Genomic DNA, 17286 nt, shown 5'->3' with positions numbered 1-17286 from the left:
TTTGTTTTATTGGTTTTTATTAGCCCTTGACTGCGCCGGCGACCATGCCGCCGACGATCTTCTTCTGGAACAGCCCGTAGAAGATAAGCTCGGGGATTATGATCATCACGCTCGAGGCGACGATGCCGCCGTAATCAACCGTGTATGTTCCCTTGAAGAAGGACGCGCCCATCGACAGGGTGTATGCGCTTTGCTGCCTCAGCATGACGGATGCGAACGGGTACTCGTTCCAGATGTAGAGGACGTTGAAGATGACCACCGTCGCGATGACGGGTTTTGTCATCGGCAGGATGATTTTGATCATCAGATCCCATATGGAGCATCCGTCGATGACGGCCGCTTCGTCGATCTCGACGGGCAGGGCCTTCAGATAGCCGACGAAAAGCAGTGTGTTGAAGGAAATGGAGGATGCCACATACGGGAATATGAGCGCGAATTGCTCTTTCAGGCCGAAGAACAGGTTGATCTTGTAGACCGGGAACAGGAGAATGAACGGCGAGACGCATAGGCCGGTGATCAGGAAGGCGTAGACTGCCTTGGAGAGACCCGGGCGCTTGTACGTCATCCTCGCCAGAGCAAAAGAACTGAGGAAGGTGATCGTCAGCTCGATGACGATCGAGATCGCACATACGATGAACGTGTTCGCGTACAGTCTCGGATAATTCAACGTGTGCAGCGCGTTGGCGTAGTTCGAAAAATCCAGCGCCTTGGGCCATGCCAGAGGATTCGACATGATCTCGGAATTGCTCTTGAAGGACATCATGAGCATCCACAAGAACGGGAAAACCATGATTAGCGTAATCAACGCCATTAGCACGTAGAAAACCGTCTTTGTCTTCTTGGATAGCATGGGTTCAGCCCCTTTCCTTGCTGAAGAGGAAATAGATGCCAGTGATACCCAGTGAAATCAGGAACGTGACCGTGGCGATGGACATGCCGTATCCGTATTCACTGCTTTGGAATGTCATCGAGTAGCTGTACGTGACCAGCGTCTCGGACATATGGTTCGGACCGCCGCCGGTGGTCTGCTGCACGATTTCGAAGATTTTGAATATTCCGGTGATGATCAGCACAATCACCGTGGAGATGGACGAACGCATCATGGGGATGATCACGTAGAAGACACGCTGCACCGCGTTCGCGCCATCGACCTTCACCGCTTCGAGAACCTCCTCCGGGATCATCTTGAGTCCGGCGATGAAGATGGTGGTAAGGTATCCGAGCTGCTGCCAGAAATAGATGATCGCCATGCTGTATGGAGAAAGGACGGTGCCGCCGATCCATTGCTTCGCCAGCGATCCGGCGCCGATTGAACGCAGTATGTTATTGATCACGCCGATCTTCGGATCCAGGATGTAGACCCAGATGATGCCGACGATGATGGGGGCGATGATCGCGGGGGAGAAGACCAGTGCCTTGGAGGTGTCCGCGAACTTTAGCTTGTTGTTGAGTAGAAGCGCGAGCAGGAACGAGAGCACGAGCAGCAGCACCGAAGCCAATACGAAGATTATCGCGGTGTTCTGCAGTGATTTCCAGAACAATTGATCGTGGAACAGCCTTTTGTAATTATCCAGCCCGATGAAGCGTGCTTTTCCGATGCCGGAATATCTGGTGAAGCTGTAGCCAATGGCGATGAAAATAGGCAGGATGATGAACACGACATAGACGAGGAGTGTCGGGACCAAGAAGCCTATTTTATAGCGTGTCTTACTGAGCCAACGCATACTAATACACTTTCTGTTTTCAATTTCAATTGCCGCTGGGCCGGATGGGCGATTCTTGTGTCTGGTCCAGCCCAGCTGGCTGATTTAATTGATGGCCGGCGAATCACTTGCTGTTCGCAAGGGCCTCATCCATTTTCGTGAGGGCCTGCTGTGGCGTGTAGGTGCCCTGCATAACTCCGAACAGGCCGTCGTACAGAGACTGCTGGACCGCGGACGGGACGGTCAGGTCAGGTGCCGCGACGGGCGACTCATATCCGTTGGACAGGGCGTCGGCCATGGCGGACATCGAATATTGCTTGGAGTCCGGGGTGAGGCCGACGTAGGAAGTCGCGGGGAACATGGAGTTTTCGTACGACAGTTCGGCTGCGTCCTTGCTGTAGTAGAACTTCAGGAACGCATAAGTCGCGTTTTTGATATCTTCATTGTCGGACACGGAAGCGCTCACCGCAATCGGAGCGGACGGGACCTTCATGTCGAGCTTCTGGTCGGCTTTCGAATCCTTGAAGGTCGGCCCCCACCAGAATCCGATTTTGTCTCCGAGATTCTTGTCGAACTCCGCGCAATCCCATTGGCCGCTGCCGAACATTGCGGCCTTGCCGGTATCGAACTGCTGCTTCGCGTCGAAGTACTCGATGGTCGACATGTTCTCGGGGAACGCTCCGGCTTTCGACAGGCCCTGTATCTTGGAGAACGCCTTGACCAATTCGGGATTGTTGAACTTCTGCTTTCCGTTCAGGATGTCCTGAACGGAATCGGACCATCCATATCTGGCCAGCCACAGATTGAATTCCCACATGGCGAAGGAACTGTTCTTGCTGCCGATGGCCAGTGGGGTGACGCCGCTTGCCTTCAGCTTGTCGACCATCTGGATGAACTCGTCATATGTCGTGTCGTCGTTCGGATATTCCACACCGGCCTTGTCGAACAACTCCTTGTTGTAGAAAATGCCCTGCACGTTGCTCTGGTACGGCAGCCCGTACTGGACCCCGGAGTCGTCCTGGAACGCTTTCTCGGAACCGTTCAAGGCCTTTTTGACATTCGGATTCTGCTTCAGGAAGTCCTTGAGGTCCAACAGGACCCCGGATTCGTTGAAACCGGTGACCTGGCTTCCCTCGACCCAGAACACCTGGGGAAGCGTTCCGTCGGACGCCTCCAGTTTCATGTTCTTGTTATGCGATTCGGTGTCGGCCGCCTCGAACTGTACTTTGTATTTTCCTTTGTTCTCTTTATTGAAGGCCTCGACGATCGCGTTCGTTGCCGGCTCCTGCTTGGCCGGGTTCGCCACATTGATGCCGAATTTGATCACGGTGGCGCCGTCGGCGTCCTTCGTGGCACTGGTTTTCCCTCCGCATCCGGCAAGCATTCCGACGATCATCGTCGCGGCCGCCGTCGCCGACAACACTGTCATTAACGCGTTCTTTTTCATGATGCTCCTTCGCCATTCAATGCCCGCAAAACAGGCATTTCCTCCTGTGTCTCCGTGGACAAGGGATATTTCAACCGATTAACATTCTTTTATGCCGCACAGCAATGTCCGAGCGTAAAAGAATAAATCTACAAGTTAACGTTAAACGTATAACCTTTGTTTGGAATCTCCTCTGTTCATCGTTGACGATTCTCATGATACTTGCGAACGAACGATATGTCAACCGGATAACATATTTCTTTTCAAGACTGCAGAATTGGCTCCATATAGCCATTCTCTCCGCGTGTTTCCACCTCGGTTGAGGGTGATGTCGGGAAATTTGCTTGTTTTCGGATTCTGATGTGACGTACATGTTCCATGTACATGTTTGGTATGCGGCCGTGTTTCCCAAATAGCTTCGACCGAAATCCGAAGTGGCGAGACGAGATTCCTCGAACGTCGCATGGATCCGTCGCTCCATCGTCCTTGGTGTTGCGCCAACGCATCATTGTCATCGAAAATGAATTCCGGACGGGGGTGACCTATCGTTCCGCGGTTCGAACGACCTCATATGTGCATCATTTGCCTGAGGACGCTCTGGCGTGACTGGCATGCCAACAGTGCCGAGGTGACCGTCACGCCATAAAACGGTAAGCCATGTCGATTGAATAACCGGAATCATGATGTTTTCTAGTCTGCTGCTCCCGGCTGAAAGATTTTTCGCAATGTGGGCGGTTCGATCCACTCCCTAAAACGGAGGTTTCCGGAACGGATGGCGGATCGGTCGCCGTGTCCACGACACTCCGACGAATAATGTTCCGAAACTCCATGCCATTGACGGGTAGTGGCATGGTCGGACACATGGCGAGCATGATTTACGGATACGCGAGGATCTCCACCAACGACCAGACCACCAGCCTGCAGAAGGACGCACTCGAAAAAGCCGGCTGCGACCGGATCTTCACCGACGTGGCCTCCGGCGCGAAGGCCCATCGTCCTGAGCTTGACCACATGCTCGACCTCCTGCGCGAGGGCGACATGGTCGTGGTGTGGAAGCTGGACCGTCTCGGAAGGAGCATGCAGAACCTGGTCGACCTGATGACCACGTTCGACGAGAGGGGAATGCAGTTCAGATCCCTGACCGAGTCGATCGATACGAGCACTCCAGGAGGCACGCTCGTATTCAACATCTTCGGCAGTCTCGCGCAGTTCGAACGTGATTTAATCCGAGAACGCACGCGCGCCGGACTCGAGGCCGCTCGTGCCCGCGGGCGGAAGGGCGGACGACCCGCCAAACTTGACGAGAAGCAGGTCAAAGAGGCGCGGCGTCTGTACGAATCCAAGACGGTGACGGTGGACCAGATTGCCGCGATGATGGGCGTCGGACGATCCACCATCTACCGTTGTTTGAATTGATGAGAGCTTTATTCCAAGAGTGCCGAATAATTTAATCAACAATATGCCATCGGCATTATTCACTGTCATCTTCGACGAGAACTAATGCATTGATGCCAATTTCAGCTGACAGGGCATCGAAGAACCAGCAGAAAACTTTTGCTTAGAGTTGTAAGGCCGATCCCCGAGCGAGAGGACTGGCCTATTGTCTATCTTCCTACTGGAAGAATGAGGAACGAATCATCGTTCATTTGGACTCGAACAGTGTTGGTGGATTTGTTCACGACATAAGGGATGCTTATACGTTTCGTCTCACCGATTTGTATGTCGGATCCCGGGTATACGCCGAATGCCGCGCCGCCACCGCACTCATATCCCGGATATTTCAAAGATGAGTCGGAACTTGTGCGCTGAACGCCTTCTTCGTCTGAAATGGTTCCGATTTCGTCGAATCTTATATGACCTGAATAGTCATCGGACACGGGATGAGAAATATTTTTGACGATCAACAGGAGGTATCCGCATTCTTGATCGTCGCCGGCTTCTCCGAACTGCTGCAAAGCGACCGTGTCTTCTGGACGAATTGCGAAACCTTCGACGGTGACTTCCACTTGGCCCTTGGATGTATCAATTTTCACGGCTTTGCCCAAGGAATCCATTTTCCCTAGAAATTGTTGGCTTGTCTGCTCTAGCGTTACGAGCGCGTACTCCTTGGCTTCTTCTGTTATCAGCTTGTTCTGTATCTTCAACCCGGAATCGATAAATTTGCTGTTATAGGCATCTGCGTCGTCAGGGTAACGGCCAAGACCGTCTTGCTGCGACTGTAGGGAAGAATCGTAAGATTTGAAAAATTCCCTGAACGAGGCGTCTACGAATTCGGAAGCATCGTGATTTGAAAGGGTTTCTTTTTCGTCGGAAACTGCCTGCAGTGTCTGCTTGGCCCAGTTTTGTGCGGAACCGGTTGTTTCCTCCATTACGGAATTTTTCTTGTCGAAGGCATCAATCAGATTTTTGACGCATCTCTGCTCCTTGATAAGTCCTTCATATCTTCGGCTAGCCTTTTTCAAGGTGCCGGCATTGCTGACCTTCTGCTTGTCTTCGCTGGATAGGGTGTCGTATTTCTGTCTTGCTAGCGCAATTGCCTTTTTAGAGGAGAGGGATACTTTGCCAATAGAGGAGATGGCTTCTGTTGTTTCCTTTACTTGGCTTCCCTCACAGGCGGCTGTCCCCGCAATTAAGGCTAGTCCGATTATGCTTGCTAATAGTCGTTGCAGCGGTGCATCTCTTCTTCTCCTGTCTCAGCTCGGATGGTGAGGTTTCCTTAGATTTTCTAAGTATTCCTGGCCTTTCGCTGTTTGGTGTGGGTAAAGCGGGTCAGGTGGCGACGGTTCGCAGGTCGAGTCTGCCGCAGGTCAGGTAGATCATCGTGCTGAAATAGTCCATGTTCCTGAAGCCCCTCGCGCGGGTCTTGACGTTCTGGATGATGCTGTTCAGGCCCTCGAGGACCGCGTTGGTGCGCCGGTGGTCGAAGTAGGCCAGGATGTCGTCCCAATGGCGGCGGAGCTGTCGGGCGAGGGCCTTCATGGGCTCCAGCCTCGATTGCATCATCCACGAGCACAGGCGTTTGAGCCCCGTTTCGGCCTCGGTCCTGTTCGCGCTGGTGTCGTAGATGTCCTGGAGGGTCTCGCGCATCCGGCAGGCCCGGGCGGTCTTGAGCCGATGCCTCCGCAGGCCGCGCTTGATCTCCAATTGGAGTTCGGTCAGGTTCGACTCGTTCCTGGGCCACAGGTACTTCGTCCTTTTTCAGCAGGCCGTTCTCCCGGTCCTCCGCCTTGTGCACCTTGTAGACGGCTTTGTTGGCGTGCTTGACGACATGGAACCTGTCGATGACCTTCGCGGCGTTGGGCAGGTGCTCGCGGATACCCTTGGCGAATCCTCGGCTCATGTCGCACGTGACCAGCCGCACGCGGTCCGGGTCGCCGTTGTGGTCCATGAAATCCCTTGCGAACCGTTCGACGGTATGCGCGTCCTTGCCCGGCGTCACGCAGACCACGTTGCGCTCCGTCAGGTCGGGGGCCACGGTGATGCACCCGTGGCCCCCGCGGCTGGTCTCGTCGATGCTTATCGCCTCCACGCCCGTGTAGTCCCCGTACGGCATCGCCTCGTCCACGTAATGGCGGATGAGGCGCCACAGGCGGGTGTCGTGCTCGCCGACCTGTACGGCGACGTCCGCGACCGGCTGGCTTTTCGCCAGTTCCACGACCATCGCCTCGAACAGGAGCGCGGACCCACTGCCCGGACGCGACCACGGCACCGTCACGGTCCTCACGTGTTTGTGTTCAATAAGGAATTATTGATTCGAGGTGGTGACGTTTTCTTGGACTCCCCGACCGGGAGGAGAACCCCCTTATGGCAAGGTACGGCAGGGAGCAGCGCGGCAGGGCCGTGGACCTGTACGTCAGATACGAGCGCTGCGCCGCCGACGTGATCCGCGAGCTCGGCCATCCCGGCAAGGGCGCGTTGCTGTCGTGGTACGCGGACCGGCTCGAGGAGGAGCGCACCCGTGGCGGAGACGCCCAGGAGGAAGCCCCCGACGGCCGGAGAGAGGAAAGCCGGCGTGGCGACTATGGCGTCGGGAAACATGCCGACGTCCGCATCCGGGCCTCGGGACACGGCGGATCCGGCGGACACGCTGGGTCCATGGAGGCCAGACTCGCGCGCTTGCAGGCCCGTCTGGACGAACTGGACGCCGACGTCGAACGGCAGCGGCGGGAGAAGAAGGAACTCGACATCGAGATCGCGATCCGGAAGGGCACGTTGGAGCTGTTGGGAAAAGAGCCGGGCACAGACCCGGAAAACCCGGCCAGCCGAGAGAAGACGATCCTCGTCAAACAGACCAGTGAGAGGCTCGGCGTGACCGCCGGAAGCCTGTTGCCCGCGGTGGGCGTCGCGCGCGGCACGTACCACTACCAGCCCGACGCCATGAAACGCCCCGACAAGGACGCGCCGCTGCTGGAGCTCGTGCGCGAGGCGTTCGAGAACAGCGAACGCCGCTACGGGTACAAGCGGATCCACCTGGAGCCGGAAAGCATGGGTATCAGGGTATCGGCCAAACGGATCATGAGGCTCATGACGAAGAACGGGCTCAAGCCGTCGTTCAAGAGCGCGAAGCGGTACGGCTCGTACAAGGGCGAGCTGACCAAGGCCCCGGCGAACCTGGCGGACGGGGATTTCCACGCCGAGCGTCCGAACATGCCGTGGGTCACGGACCTCACGGAGTTCTCGATCCCCGCGGGCAAGGCCTGCCCGTCGCCCGTGATCGACTGCCATGACGGCATGCCGGTCGCCTGGACGATCGGCACGAGCCCGGACTCGGCGTTGGCCAACGGCATGCTCGCCGACGCGTGCTCCACGCTCAAGGACGGAGAGAAACCAATCATCCATTCCGACCATGGCTGCCGTTACCGGTGGCCCGGGTGGATCCGCATCCGCAAGGACGACGACCTGACGCGTTCGACGGGCGCGAAGGGATGCAGTCCGGACAACGCCGCCGCGGAGGGGTTCCTCGGCCGTCCCAGGCAGGAGTTCTTCCACAAACGCAGCTTCGCGGGCGTCTCGATGGACGGATTCATCAACATGCTCGACGACTACATGGTCCGGTACCGGGACAAGAGGATCAAGACGGAGTCCGGACACGGGCATCATGGACCGTCGACGCAGACTCGGTCTTATGGCATGATCGGTGGTGATGGAATCAATGACGAGTCCAACAAAACGGCACCATCCCCGTCTAGCGAGGGTGCCTCCAACGGGACTCGAACCCGTAAGCCGAAGCGGTCGATTTTAAGTCGACTGCGTATACCAATTTCGCCATGGAGGCCTGCCGGATTTTCACCGGCTTAGTTATTGTACGCTACCGAGCGAGAAGACGGCGCCCATAATCGAGCACAATGCCATCCAGCAGACCATGTTCACTCGCGACGAACGAGTCGATGGCCTCGCCGTGATCGGCTTGGGCCGCCTCGCTCACTTTGGCGAGCACGCGGCTCCAGACCACAGCACCACCACCGACCACATCGATACGGCCCGGATGAATGGTCTTGTATGCGCTGCGTTCGGCTCGGGTCATGCGCAGGAATCGGTCATCCACTGCGTACGCATCTTCAAGGCTCAGTCGATGGCCATCGACCACGGTGTGATCGTATTCCTTCAATCCCATGGCCAGGGCGGTCATGGTGGTCACCGTACCGGACACGCCGATGATGGTACGTGCCTTGCCAGCGTCCACAGTACGGAACGCCTCATCGATATGCTCGTCGATATCGGCTATCGCCTCATCAATCTCCGCTTGTGTGGGAGGATCGGTGACGAGATGGCGTTCGGTCATGCGCACGGATCCGATATTCATGGAAAATGCACCCTGCACCTGTGTGGTGGGGGCGTTCACGCCATCACCGCCGATCACCAGTTCAGTGGAGCCGCCTCCCAAATCAACCACCAGATAGGGTGCCGGCAAATCATCTCGGTTGACTACGGAAGTGGCACCCAAGAAGCTGAGATCGGCTTCTTCGGTACCGGGAATGACTTCAGGACGGACACCAAGGATGCTCTCGATGCCATCCTCAAATTCCTCACGATTCTCAGCATCGCGCGTGGCAGAGGTGGCCACGAATCGCAGGCCGTCGACCGGATGCTCGGCGAGTACGCCGGCGAACTCACGGGCGGCTTCATACGCGCGTTCCAATGCTTCGCCGGCAAAACGATGGGTTTTGTCCACGTCCTGACCGAGTCGGATTACCCGCAGGATGCGGGGTACGACTTCATGCATGCCGTCGGCGTCCACGCGCGCGACTTTCAATCGGATGGAGTTCGTGCCGCAATCAATACCGGCAACGGTTACGGATTCCTTGCTCATCGCTTTCCTCTTCTTCTTGTACGGACAATGGCACACGTGCCATGCGCGGAATCGTTGCTCAGTCCTCCAGCGAGCAGCGACAGAGGGCGGGGTCGAACTCATCCTTGATTCGTTCGAGTACCATGTCTCCGATTGGATTGGCTCCCGGCCCCATGACCAGCGATTGGGCCAGTAGCGCATGCAGGCATTTGACACGTACAGGCATGCCGCCGGCCGAGGTCCCCTCAATGTGCTCCTCGCTGTCGCCCAAACGGGTTGCCAGTTCATGGCGGAAGGCCAGATACAGTTCATGTGCCTGCCTATAGGCGGCCTGCAGTTCCTCGTCGGCGCCCAGCATGTCGTTGTATTGCTGCATGATGCCGGCCGCTTCCACGTGGGAGGCGGCCTTGACCGCCTCAGGCCCCGTCAGGTAGCAGGTGGTGGGAAATGGTATGCCGCCGGGCAGCACGGGCCGGGTGATGACGGCGAGCGGACGCCCGCATACGCATCGGGCACCCACAGCAACCATGCCGCGCGGATAACGTCCAAGCTGGCGTTGCACCACATCGATGTCATGGTCGGTCGCGGGTTCGGCAAGAATCGCGTCAACGAGAGCCTTGGCCTTGGCGTCGATATCGATGGTCACTGCTGGGTTCCCTCCCCTGTGTTGGTCTGATTGCTGTCTTGCGTGTTGTTCTGTTCATCCTGCGTATTGCCGGAATCAGAGCCGCCCGAGCTGTCATCTTTTGATTGAGACACAGGCTCGTCGGCTTTCTTGAACGAGTAGGCGAGCTCGCTGTACCATGGCAGCACTTTCTTGTTGGATTCCGAGGACGAGGACGAATCAGACTCGGAATCCTCGCTACCGGTCACGGCTTCCGGATGAAGCACATGAACTGCGGTCTCCCCGGGAAACACAAAGCCGAGACGCTCACGAGCTTGGGCGGTGACGTAGGCTTTGTCATCCCAACGTTTGATGTCGTTTTCCAATTCCTGTTTTTTGGCCACCAACGAGGCTTCCTCTCGTTTGAGGCCATTGAGTTCGGCAAGGTTCAGCGCATAGGTGTGAAACGTGGAAACCAATTGAATGGTACCAAGAGCCACGATAAACAGGGAAACGAAAAATGCGATTGGTCCCGCACTGTTTTTCTTTCTGGCCGTTGCTTTGCCGGGTTTACCGACTTTGCCAGATTTACCGGACTTGCCGGCGCGGAACGACTTGCTCATGACACACGAAAATACCCGTCGCATTCGACTTGACGAATGCGACGGGCATCAAGCTTGCGCTGAATATCACGCCTTTACGGGCGTTTCAATTCACTTGGCCAGGTACTTCTTGCAGGCCTTGAAAGCGCTGTAGCCGGCGTACTGAGCGGTGGAGCCAAGCTCCTCCTCGATCTCGAGCAGGCGGTTGTACTTGGCAACGCGCTCGCCACGGGCCGGGGCACCGGTCTTGATCTGGCGGGTGTTCTTAGCGACAGCCAGGTCGGAGATGGTGGTGTCCGGGGTCTCACCGGAGCGGTGGGAAACCATGGAGGTGTAGCCATTGGCGGTGGCCAGCTCGATGGCGTCGAGGGTCTCGGTGACGGAACCGATCTGGTTCAGCTTGACCAGCAGGGAGTTGGCGGCGCCGAGGTCGATGGCCTTCTGCAGACGAGCCGGGTTGGTGACCAGCAGGTCGTCGCCGACGAACTGCAGACGATCGCCGAGGCGAGCGGTAATGGCAGCCCAGTCTTCCCAGCCTTCCTCGTTGAACGGGTCCTCGATGGAGACGATCGGGTACTCGTTGATGAGGTTCTCGTAGTAGTCGAGCATGTAGGCGGAGTCGCGCTCTTCACCGTCGAAGCGGTACTTGCCGGTCTCCTTGTTGTAGAACTCGGAGGAGGCGACATCCAGGCAGATGCCGATCTGCTTGCCGGGCTCGTAGCCGGCAGCGGAGATGGCGTCCATGATGTACTTGAGGGAGTCCTCGTTGGACTTCATCTTCGGGGCGAAGCCGCCCTCGTCGCCGAGGCCGGTGTTCAGGCCTTCCTTCTTCAGGACGTTCTTCAGGGTGTGGTAGACCTCAACGCCAGCGCGCAGAGCCTCGGAGTAGGTGTCGAAGCCGTACGGGGAAATCATGTACTCCTGAATGTCGGTGGCGAAGTCAGCGTGAGCGCCACCGTTCATGATGTTCATGTTCGGGACCGGCAGGATGTGGCCGTTGGTGCCGCCGATGTAGCGGTACAGCGGCAGGCCTGCGGACTCAGCGGAGGCGTACAGAGCGGCCAGGGAAACGCCGAGGATGGCGTTGGCGCCCAGCTTGCCCTTGTTCGGGGTGCCGTCGAGCTCGATCATCAGGTCGTCGAGGGCGCGCTGATCAGCGGCATCCATGCCGATGATCTTCGGAGCGATGACCTCGTTCACGGCCTTGACCGCGTTGAGAACACCCTTGCCGCCGTAGACAGACTTGTCGCCATCGCGACGCTCCCAAGCCTCGGCCTCACCGGTGGAAGCACCGGAGGGAACCAGACCCTTACCCTGAGCACCGTCTTCGGTCTCCAGGTAGACCTCAACGGTCGGGTTGCCACGGGAATCCAGAATCTGACGTGCGTACACGCTTTCAATTGCTGCCACAACTACTCCTTAAAACGGTTGTGTATCTTGAATGACATTCATAAGAGTAGTGCGATTTGTGGACGTTGTGAACAACACGCCCAAAATTTGGTGTGAGCGCTCACAATGTCGGTGTGCCGCGTGATTGCAGTCAACTTTGGAGGAAAACACTTAGGCGCTGATTACATCATTGAGATAGTCGATTTCGCTATCGGACAATTCAAGAGTGACCGCTTTGAACGAGTCCTGAATCTCCTGTGGGTTTCTAGCGGAGGGAATCGTAAACAGATTGCCATATTGTGCAAGCTCCCAAGCAAGTGTGACACGCTGGTAGGAGCAGCCGTGATTGTCGGCGACTTCCTTGAATCGGTCGAACAGATGCTCATTGAAGGGATCGAGGAAGCCACCAAGCGGCGACCAGCAGACGAAAGCCAGTCCAAGCTGTTCGCAGGTTTCCATCGTGTGGTCGGGATCGCGGTGGACCGGCGAGAACTGGTTTTGGACGGCGACCAGCCTGTCTCCCAGAATGGTATGGGCAATTTCGATGTCCTTGTTGTCGATGCGCGAGATGCCGACCGCTCTGACCACGCCCTCATCCACGAGCTGCTTGAGCGCACCCATCTGGTCCTCGTAGGGCACCTGCGGATCGTTGCAATGCGAGTACAGCAGATCAAGCGTTTCTACACCGAGGCGCCGTGCGGATTCCTTGGCGTTGGCAATCATGGTTTCAGGGCGGGCATCGGCCTGCCAGCTATAGTTTCCATGGTTGTCGAGCGTGCGCAACCAGCCGGTTTTGGTGGCCACGAGCACCTCGTCCTTCGGGCCGTGCCACGAGTTCAACGCGTCACGAACCAAGTATTCGCCATATCCCATGTCCTCCGGCTCGCCGGTTCCTGGCTTGCTGGGCAGGTAATAGGACCACGCCGTGTCAAGGTAACGGACCCCGGCATCCAGCGCGGCATGGATGGTCTCGATCGCCTGATTACGATTGGTCGGCCGCCCCTCGATGGCGAGCGCCATCGTGCCCATGCCGAGTCGAGGAATTTCGTAGCCGGCAAGTGTTGCCGTGTGTTGGTTTTTCATCGTTGTGGCCTCCATGCCAAGTCATCGAGGAGCTGATTGGTCCAAAGAACTACTTGATCGGAACTCATGGGACCTTGGCCCAGGGAGCCGGTGAACGGGGTGGGGACGATGAGCTGGTGAGTGACCGGGCGGTATTGGGTGCCCTTGTAGATTCTCGTCATGCGCATCTGAATGGATTCGGGCGGGTCAATGCGTCCGATACGCACGCGGTTGGATTGCGCCAGAATCTCCGAAACGCCGAGCTTGCGCGCCTTGAACTTCAAGCGAGCCACGTCGAAGAGGGTTTCGAATTCGACCGGAGGCTTGCCGTAACGGTCGGTGAGTTCTTCTTTCAAATCCTTGAGGTCGGCTTCATTGCGTGCGGAAGCGAGCTTGCGGTATGCCTCCAAACGCAGCTTGTCGGAATCGATGTAGTCAATCGGAATCGACGCCTCGATAGGCAGATCGATGGACACGGACACCGGCTCGACGTCCTCATCGGGTTCCTTGTATTTTTCAACGGCTTCGGAGACCATGCGCACATACAGGTCGAAGCCGACGCCCTCGATATGGCCGGACTGCTCGTCACCCAGCAGGTTGCCGGTGCCACGCAGTTCCAAATCCTTCATGGCCACGTCGAAGCCGGAGCCGAGCGCCGTGTTCTGCGCAATGGTGGCGAGTCGGTCGTGCGACTGCTCGGTCATCGGCTTGGACGGGTCATACAGGAAGTAGGCGTACGCACGCTCGCGGCCACGACCAACGCGGCCACGCAACTGATGAAGCTGGCTCAGACCGAAACGGTCGGCATGGTCCACGATCAGCGTGTTCGCATTGGAGATATCAAGACCGGTTTCGATGATCGTGGTGCATACGAGCACATCGATGTCGCGATGCCAGAAGTCGCGGATAATCTGGTCGAGCTGCTTCTCCCCCATCTTGCCGTGGGCGATGCCGACGCGCGACTCGGGCACCAGCGTGTGAATCTTGTCAGCGATGGACGAGATGTCCTGCACGCGGTTGTGCACATAGAACACCTGGCCGCCGCGCAGCAGTTCCCGGCGTACGGCTGCGGTGACCTGCGCGTCCTCATAGGCACCCACATAGGTAAGCACCGGCAGACGGTCTTCTGGCGGTGTGGCGAGCGTGGACATCTCACGAATGCCGGTCACGGCCATTTCCAACGTACGCGGAATAGGCGTGGCGGACAGGGACAGCACGTCCACGTTGGTGCGCAGGGCTTTCAGCGTTTCCTTGTGTTCCACGCCGAAACGCTGCTCCTCGTCGATGATGACGAGTCCCAAATCCTTGAACTTGATTTTCGGGTTCAGCAGTTTGTGTGTGCCGATGACCACGTCCACCGTGCCGTTTTCCAGGCCTTCGATGGTCGCGTTGATCTCCTTGGTGGTTTGGAAGCGGCTCATGGCGGCCACATTCACCGGGAATCCTTCAAAGCGGTCGGTGAAGGTTTCCTGATGCTGTTGAACGAGCAAAGTGGTGGGCACGAGCACCGCCACCTGCTTGCCGTCCTGTACGGCTTTGAATGCGGCACGTACGGCGATTTCGGTTTTGCCGAAGCCCACGTCGCCGCAGATGAGTCGGTCCATTGGCACGGGCTTTTCCATGTCGGATTTGACCTCGTCGATGGTGGTGAGCTGGTCGGCGGTTTCCTGATAGGGGAAGGCGTCTTCCAGTTCTTTCTGCCACGGGGTGTCTGGGCTGAATGCAAAGCCTTTGGCGCGCTGGCGGGCGGAGTACAGCTTGATTAGGTCGTCGGCGATCTCGTGGACGTGCTTGCGGGCTTTGGCCTTGGTGGCCGCCCAGTCGGAGCCGCCGAGTTTGTTGAGCTTGGGTGCTTCGGCACCGATGTATTTGCTGACCTGATCAAGCTGATCGGTGGGGATGAACAGTTTGTCCGCCGGTGCACCGCGCTTGGAAGGCGCGTATTCGATGACCAGGTATTCGCGGGTGGTTTTGTTGGCGCCGGTGCCGATGGTGCGCTGGCGCATTTCCACGAATCGGCCGATGCCGTGCTGCTCATGCACCACGTAATCGCCTTTTTTGAGTTCCACTAAGTCGATGGCCTTGCGCCGGCGTTTCGGCGTTTTGGCCACAGCAACCGCAGAGCTTCGACCGGTCAGGTCGCGTTCGGTGAGCAGGGCGATTTTGGCGGCATTGTCCACGAATCCATCGATAGCCTGAGACCGGATGGTATCGAACGTGGTGATGCCGGTGGTGTTGAGCGCACGCTTCAGACGAGCCAAGGTACCGGCGGCAGCAGCGGTAATGGTGACGTGGAAGCCAGCATCCAACAGGCCGTCGATTCCTTGTGAGGCCTTGGCTTCATCGCCGCGGAATTCGGCTGGGTTTTGCGCGTCGAGCTGCACATGGCCGGCCAGCGTGGTGTCTACACCGAAACTCGTCAGGCGAATCACCGGGTGCTCGGAATACTCGAGCGAACTGACGGTCTCCGCATAGTCAAGGAAACTGGCTTCGTCGAAGCTGATGGGCGCGCCGGCGCCGTGGCCGGATGCAGCCACATGCCAGCTGGCGGCCAGGAACTCGTTGGCGGTTTTGGCCAAATCTTCAGCGGAACGGCGTAGTTTTTCAGGGTCGCTAAGCAGCACCACAGCATGCTTGGGCAGCATGGAGCCCACCGGTTCCAAGTGATCCACAAGCGCGGGCATCAGAGATTCCATACCTTCGACCGGAATGGCGTTGGCGATGGATTCGAGCATGTCTTCGGCGTTGGGAATCGAACCGATCAGGGCCTTGGCACGGGTGCGCACGGCATCGGTCAATTGCAGTTCGCGGCAAGCGGTGGCCCAGATGGTTTTGAGCCCCTCGCCATAGGTGCGCTGGTCGGAAGCGTGGAATTCCTTGATAGTGTCGATTTCGTCACCGAAGAATTCGATACGTACCGGGTGCGGCGCGGTGGGCGGAAATACGTCGAGGATGCCACCACGCACGGCGAACTCGCCGCGATCCATGACTAGTTCCACGCGCGTGTAGGCGTTTTCGATAAGCCGTTTGGCCGCCTCATCAAGCGGCAGATCTTCCCCTACCGTGAACACGAGCGGTTCGACGTCGCCAAGGCCTTGGACCACCGGCTGAATCAGCGAGCGAATCGGCATGACAAGGATGCGAATCGGCCCGAACATCGCATTGCCTGTGTCCGGGTGCTTCAGTCTGCGGAACACGGCCATACGGCTGGCCACGGTGTCCGCGCGCGGGCTCAGGCGCTCGTGAGGCAGGGTTTCCCACGCCTCAAGCTGGGCGATATCGTTCGGGTCGCCGTCATACCAGGAGCGCAGCGATCCCACGGTTTCCTCGGCTTCGCGGCCGGAAGCCACAACCAGCACGACCGGCTTGCCTGCCCCACCGTTCACGCCTTGGGCGATTGCGGCGGCCAATGCCGGACGCAATCCTTCGGGAACACCGGCCAAAATGGAATTGTCGACATCATCCGACACTTCGATGTCGCCAACCGCCAGTTGATGAAAAACCTTGTCCTGCTCGAGCTTGGACAGGACGCCCACGAGCGAGCCGTTAATCAGATCCGGATGGGCGTTGTGGCCTGTGTCAGCAGCCGTCTTCGCATCAACGGCCATTGAACTTCTCCTGGGTCTTGGCAAGACCGTGGAAGATGATTTCTTCGGCCGCATCGGCGCCGTCGGCCAGGAATTCGGGCAGTTGCTTGCGCTGATCTGGTCCAAAGCCGCCCAATACCCAGTTCACCGTGTTGTCATGCGCGTGCGCTCCGCGCTTGGAGTGGCCGACACCCATGCGTACGCGGGCGTATTTCGGTGTGCCGAGTGAACGATCGATGGATTTGATGCCGTTGTGACCGCCTGCGGAGCCACCCGCCTTGACCTTGATACGGCCAAATTCCAAGTCCATGTCGTCGTGAATCACCACGATGTGGTCGGGCTCGATCTGATAGTAGGCGCTGATGGAGGCCACGGCATTGCCCGAGTCGTTCATGTAGGTCAACGGCTTGGCCAGAAAGAACTTGATGGTGCGACCGTCAAGATTCATCGTGCTCTTACCGAGCATGGCAAGACCCTTGTGATCGGCGAAGTTCACGCTCCAGCGTTCGGCGAGCACGTCGGCTGTCATGAAGCCCATGTTGTGTCGCGTGTCCTCATATTTCTTGCCCGGGTTGCCCAGTCCCGCAATCAGCCAAAAATCCGATGCCATATCCGTTCCTCGTC

12 protein-coding genes, 1 tRNA gene and 2 pseudogenes are annotated in these 17286 nt (G+C 57.7%); 2 read left to right on the top strand and 13 right to left on the bottom strand.

Features of this window, described 5'->3' with window-relative positions:
- Window positions 1–19: 19 nt before the first annotated feature.
- From NBH12_RS04395 to NBH12_RS04385, 3 genes are all read right to left on the bottom strand, one after another.
- Complete coding sequence (locus NBH12_RS04395; protein ID WP_019727979.1) at window positions 20–850, bottom strand: carbohydrate ABC transporter permease; 831 nt, start codon at window positions 848–850, stop codon at window positions 20–22.
- Window positions 851–854: 4 nt separating this feature from the next.
- Window positions 855–1685, bottom strand: a complete 831-nt coding sequence (locus NBH12_RS04390; protein WP_226790616.1) for a carbohydrate ABC transporter permease — start codon at window positions 1683–1685, stop codon at window positions 855–857.
- A gap of 142 nt (window positions 1686–1827) precedes the next feature.
- Window positions 1828–3150, bottom strand: a complete 1323-nt coding sequence (locus tag NBH12_RS04385; RefSeq protein ID WP_052789038.1) for an ABC transporter substrate-binding protein — start codon at window positions 3148–3150, stop codon at window positions 1828–1830.
- Between the two features lie 840 nt (window positions 3151–3990).
- Here NBH12_RS04385 and NBH12_RS04380 point away from each other — a divergent pair.
- Window positions 3991–4545, top strand: a complete 555-nt coding sequence (locus NBH12_RS04380; protein ID WP_437124132.1) for a recombinase family protein — start codon at window positions 3991–3993, stop codon at window positions 4543–4545.
- A gap of 188 nt (window positions 4546–4733) precedes the next feature.
- Here NBH12_RS04380 and NBH12_RS04375 read toward each other — a convergent pair whose 3' ends face one another.
- On the bottom strand, window positions 4734–5498 hold the full coding sequence (locus tag NBH12_RS04375) for a hypothetical protein (RefSeq protein ID WP_052789037.1): 765 nt from the start codon (window positions 5496–5498) through the stop codon (window positions 4734–4736).
- Window positions 5499–5898: 400 nt separating this feature from the next.
- Window positions 5899–6853: pseudogene (locus tag NBH12_RS04370) on the bottom strand (ISL3 family transposase); the annotation flags it as partial.
- An 80-nt stretch (window positions 6854–6933) separates the two neighbouring features.
- On the opposite strand from NBH12_RS04370, the pseudogene NBH12_RS04365 reads away from it, so the two are divergent.
- Window positions 6934–8151: pseudogene (locus tag NBH12_RS04365) on the top strand (IS3 family transposase); the annotation flags it as partial.
- A gap of 173 nt (window positions 8152–8324) precedes the next feature.
- Here NBH12_RS04365 and NBH12_RS04360 read toward each other — a convergent pair.
- The 8 genes from NBH12_RS04360 to pth form a co-directional block, all read right to left on the bottom strand.
- Window positions 8325–8404: transfer RNA gene (locus NBH12_RS04360), tRNA-Leu, on the bottom strand.
- A gap of 33 nt (window positions 8405–8437) precedes the next feature.
- Window positions 8438–9439, bottom strand: coding sequence for a Ppx/GppA phosphatase family protein (locus tag NBH12_RS04355; RefSeq protein ID WP_015438652.1), 1002 nt, complete (start codon window positions 9437–9439; stop codon window positions 8438–8440).
- 58 nt (window positions 9440–9497) lie between these two features.
- The gene (locus NBH12_RS04350; protein ID WP_003831223.1) at window positions 9498–10064 is read right to left on the bottom strand and encodes a DUF501 domain-containing protein; all 567 of its coding nucleotides are present in this window, start codon (window positions 10062–10064) and stop codon (window positions 9498–9500) included.
- The gene (locus tag NBH12_RS04345) at window positions 10061–10645 is read right to left on the bottom strand and encodes an FtsB family cell division protein (RefSeq protein WP_016463113.1); all 585 of its coding nucleotides are present in this window, start codon (window positions 10643–10645) and stop codon (window positions 10061–10063) included. Before NBH12_RS04345 ends, NBH12_RS04350 begins: the two co-directional genes overlap by 4 nt.
- A 90-nt stretch (window positions 10646–10735) precedes the next feature.
- Window positions 10736–12034, bottom strand: a complete 1299-nt coding sequence (eno, locus tag NBH12_RS04340) for a phosphopyruvate hydratase (RefSeq protein ID WP_003828875.1) — start codon at window positions 12032–12034, stop codon at window positions 10736–10738.
- 150 nt (window positions 12035–12184) lie between these two features.
- Window positions 12185–13096 carry an aldo/keto reductase gene (locus NBH12_RS04335; RefSeq protein WP_016463112.1) on the bottom strand — a complete coding sequence of 304 codons (912 nt, stop codon included), beginning with the start codon at window positions 13094–13096 and terminating at the stop codon, window positions 12185–12187.
- The gene (gene mfd, locus NBH12_RS04330) at window positions 13093–16683 is read right to left on the bottom strand and encodes a transcription-repair coupling factor (RefSeq protein WP_250819210.1); all 3591 of its coding nucleotides are present in this window, start codon (window positions 16681–16683) and stop codon (window positions 13093–13095) included. Before mfd ends, NBH12_RS04335 begins: the two co-directional genes overlap by 4 nt.
- Window positions 16673–17272: an aminoacyl-tRNA hydrolase gene (gene pth, locus NBH12_RS04325; RefSeq protein ID WP_003828872.1), complete on the bottom strand. Its 600-nt coding sequence runs from the start codon at window positions 17270–17272 to the stop codon at window positions 16673–16675. The genes mfd and pth overlap by 11 nt, the downstream gene beginning before the upstream one ends.
- Window positions 17273–17286: the final 14 nt, after the last annotated feature.

Origin of the sequence: Bifidobacterium sp. M3-N-101 (assembly GCF_023656805.1) — a bacterium.
Classification (GTDB): domain Bacteria; phylum Actinomycetota; class Actinomycetes; order Actinomycetales; family Bifidobacteriaceae; genus Bifidobacterium; species Bifidobacterium breve.
The sequence above is the reverse complement of the archived record's forward strand: the minus strand, read 5'-3'. Positions and strand labels throughout refer to the sequence as shown.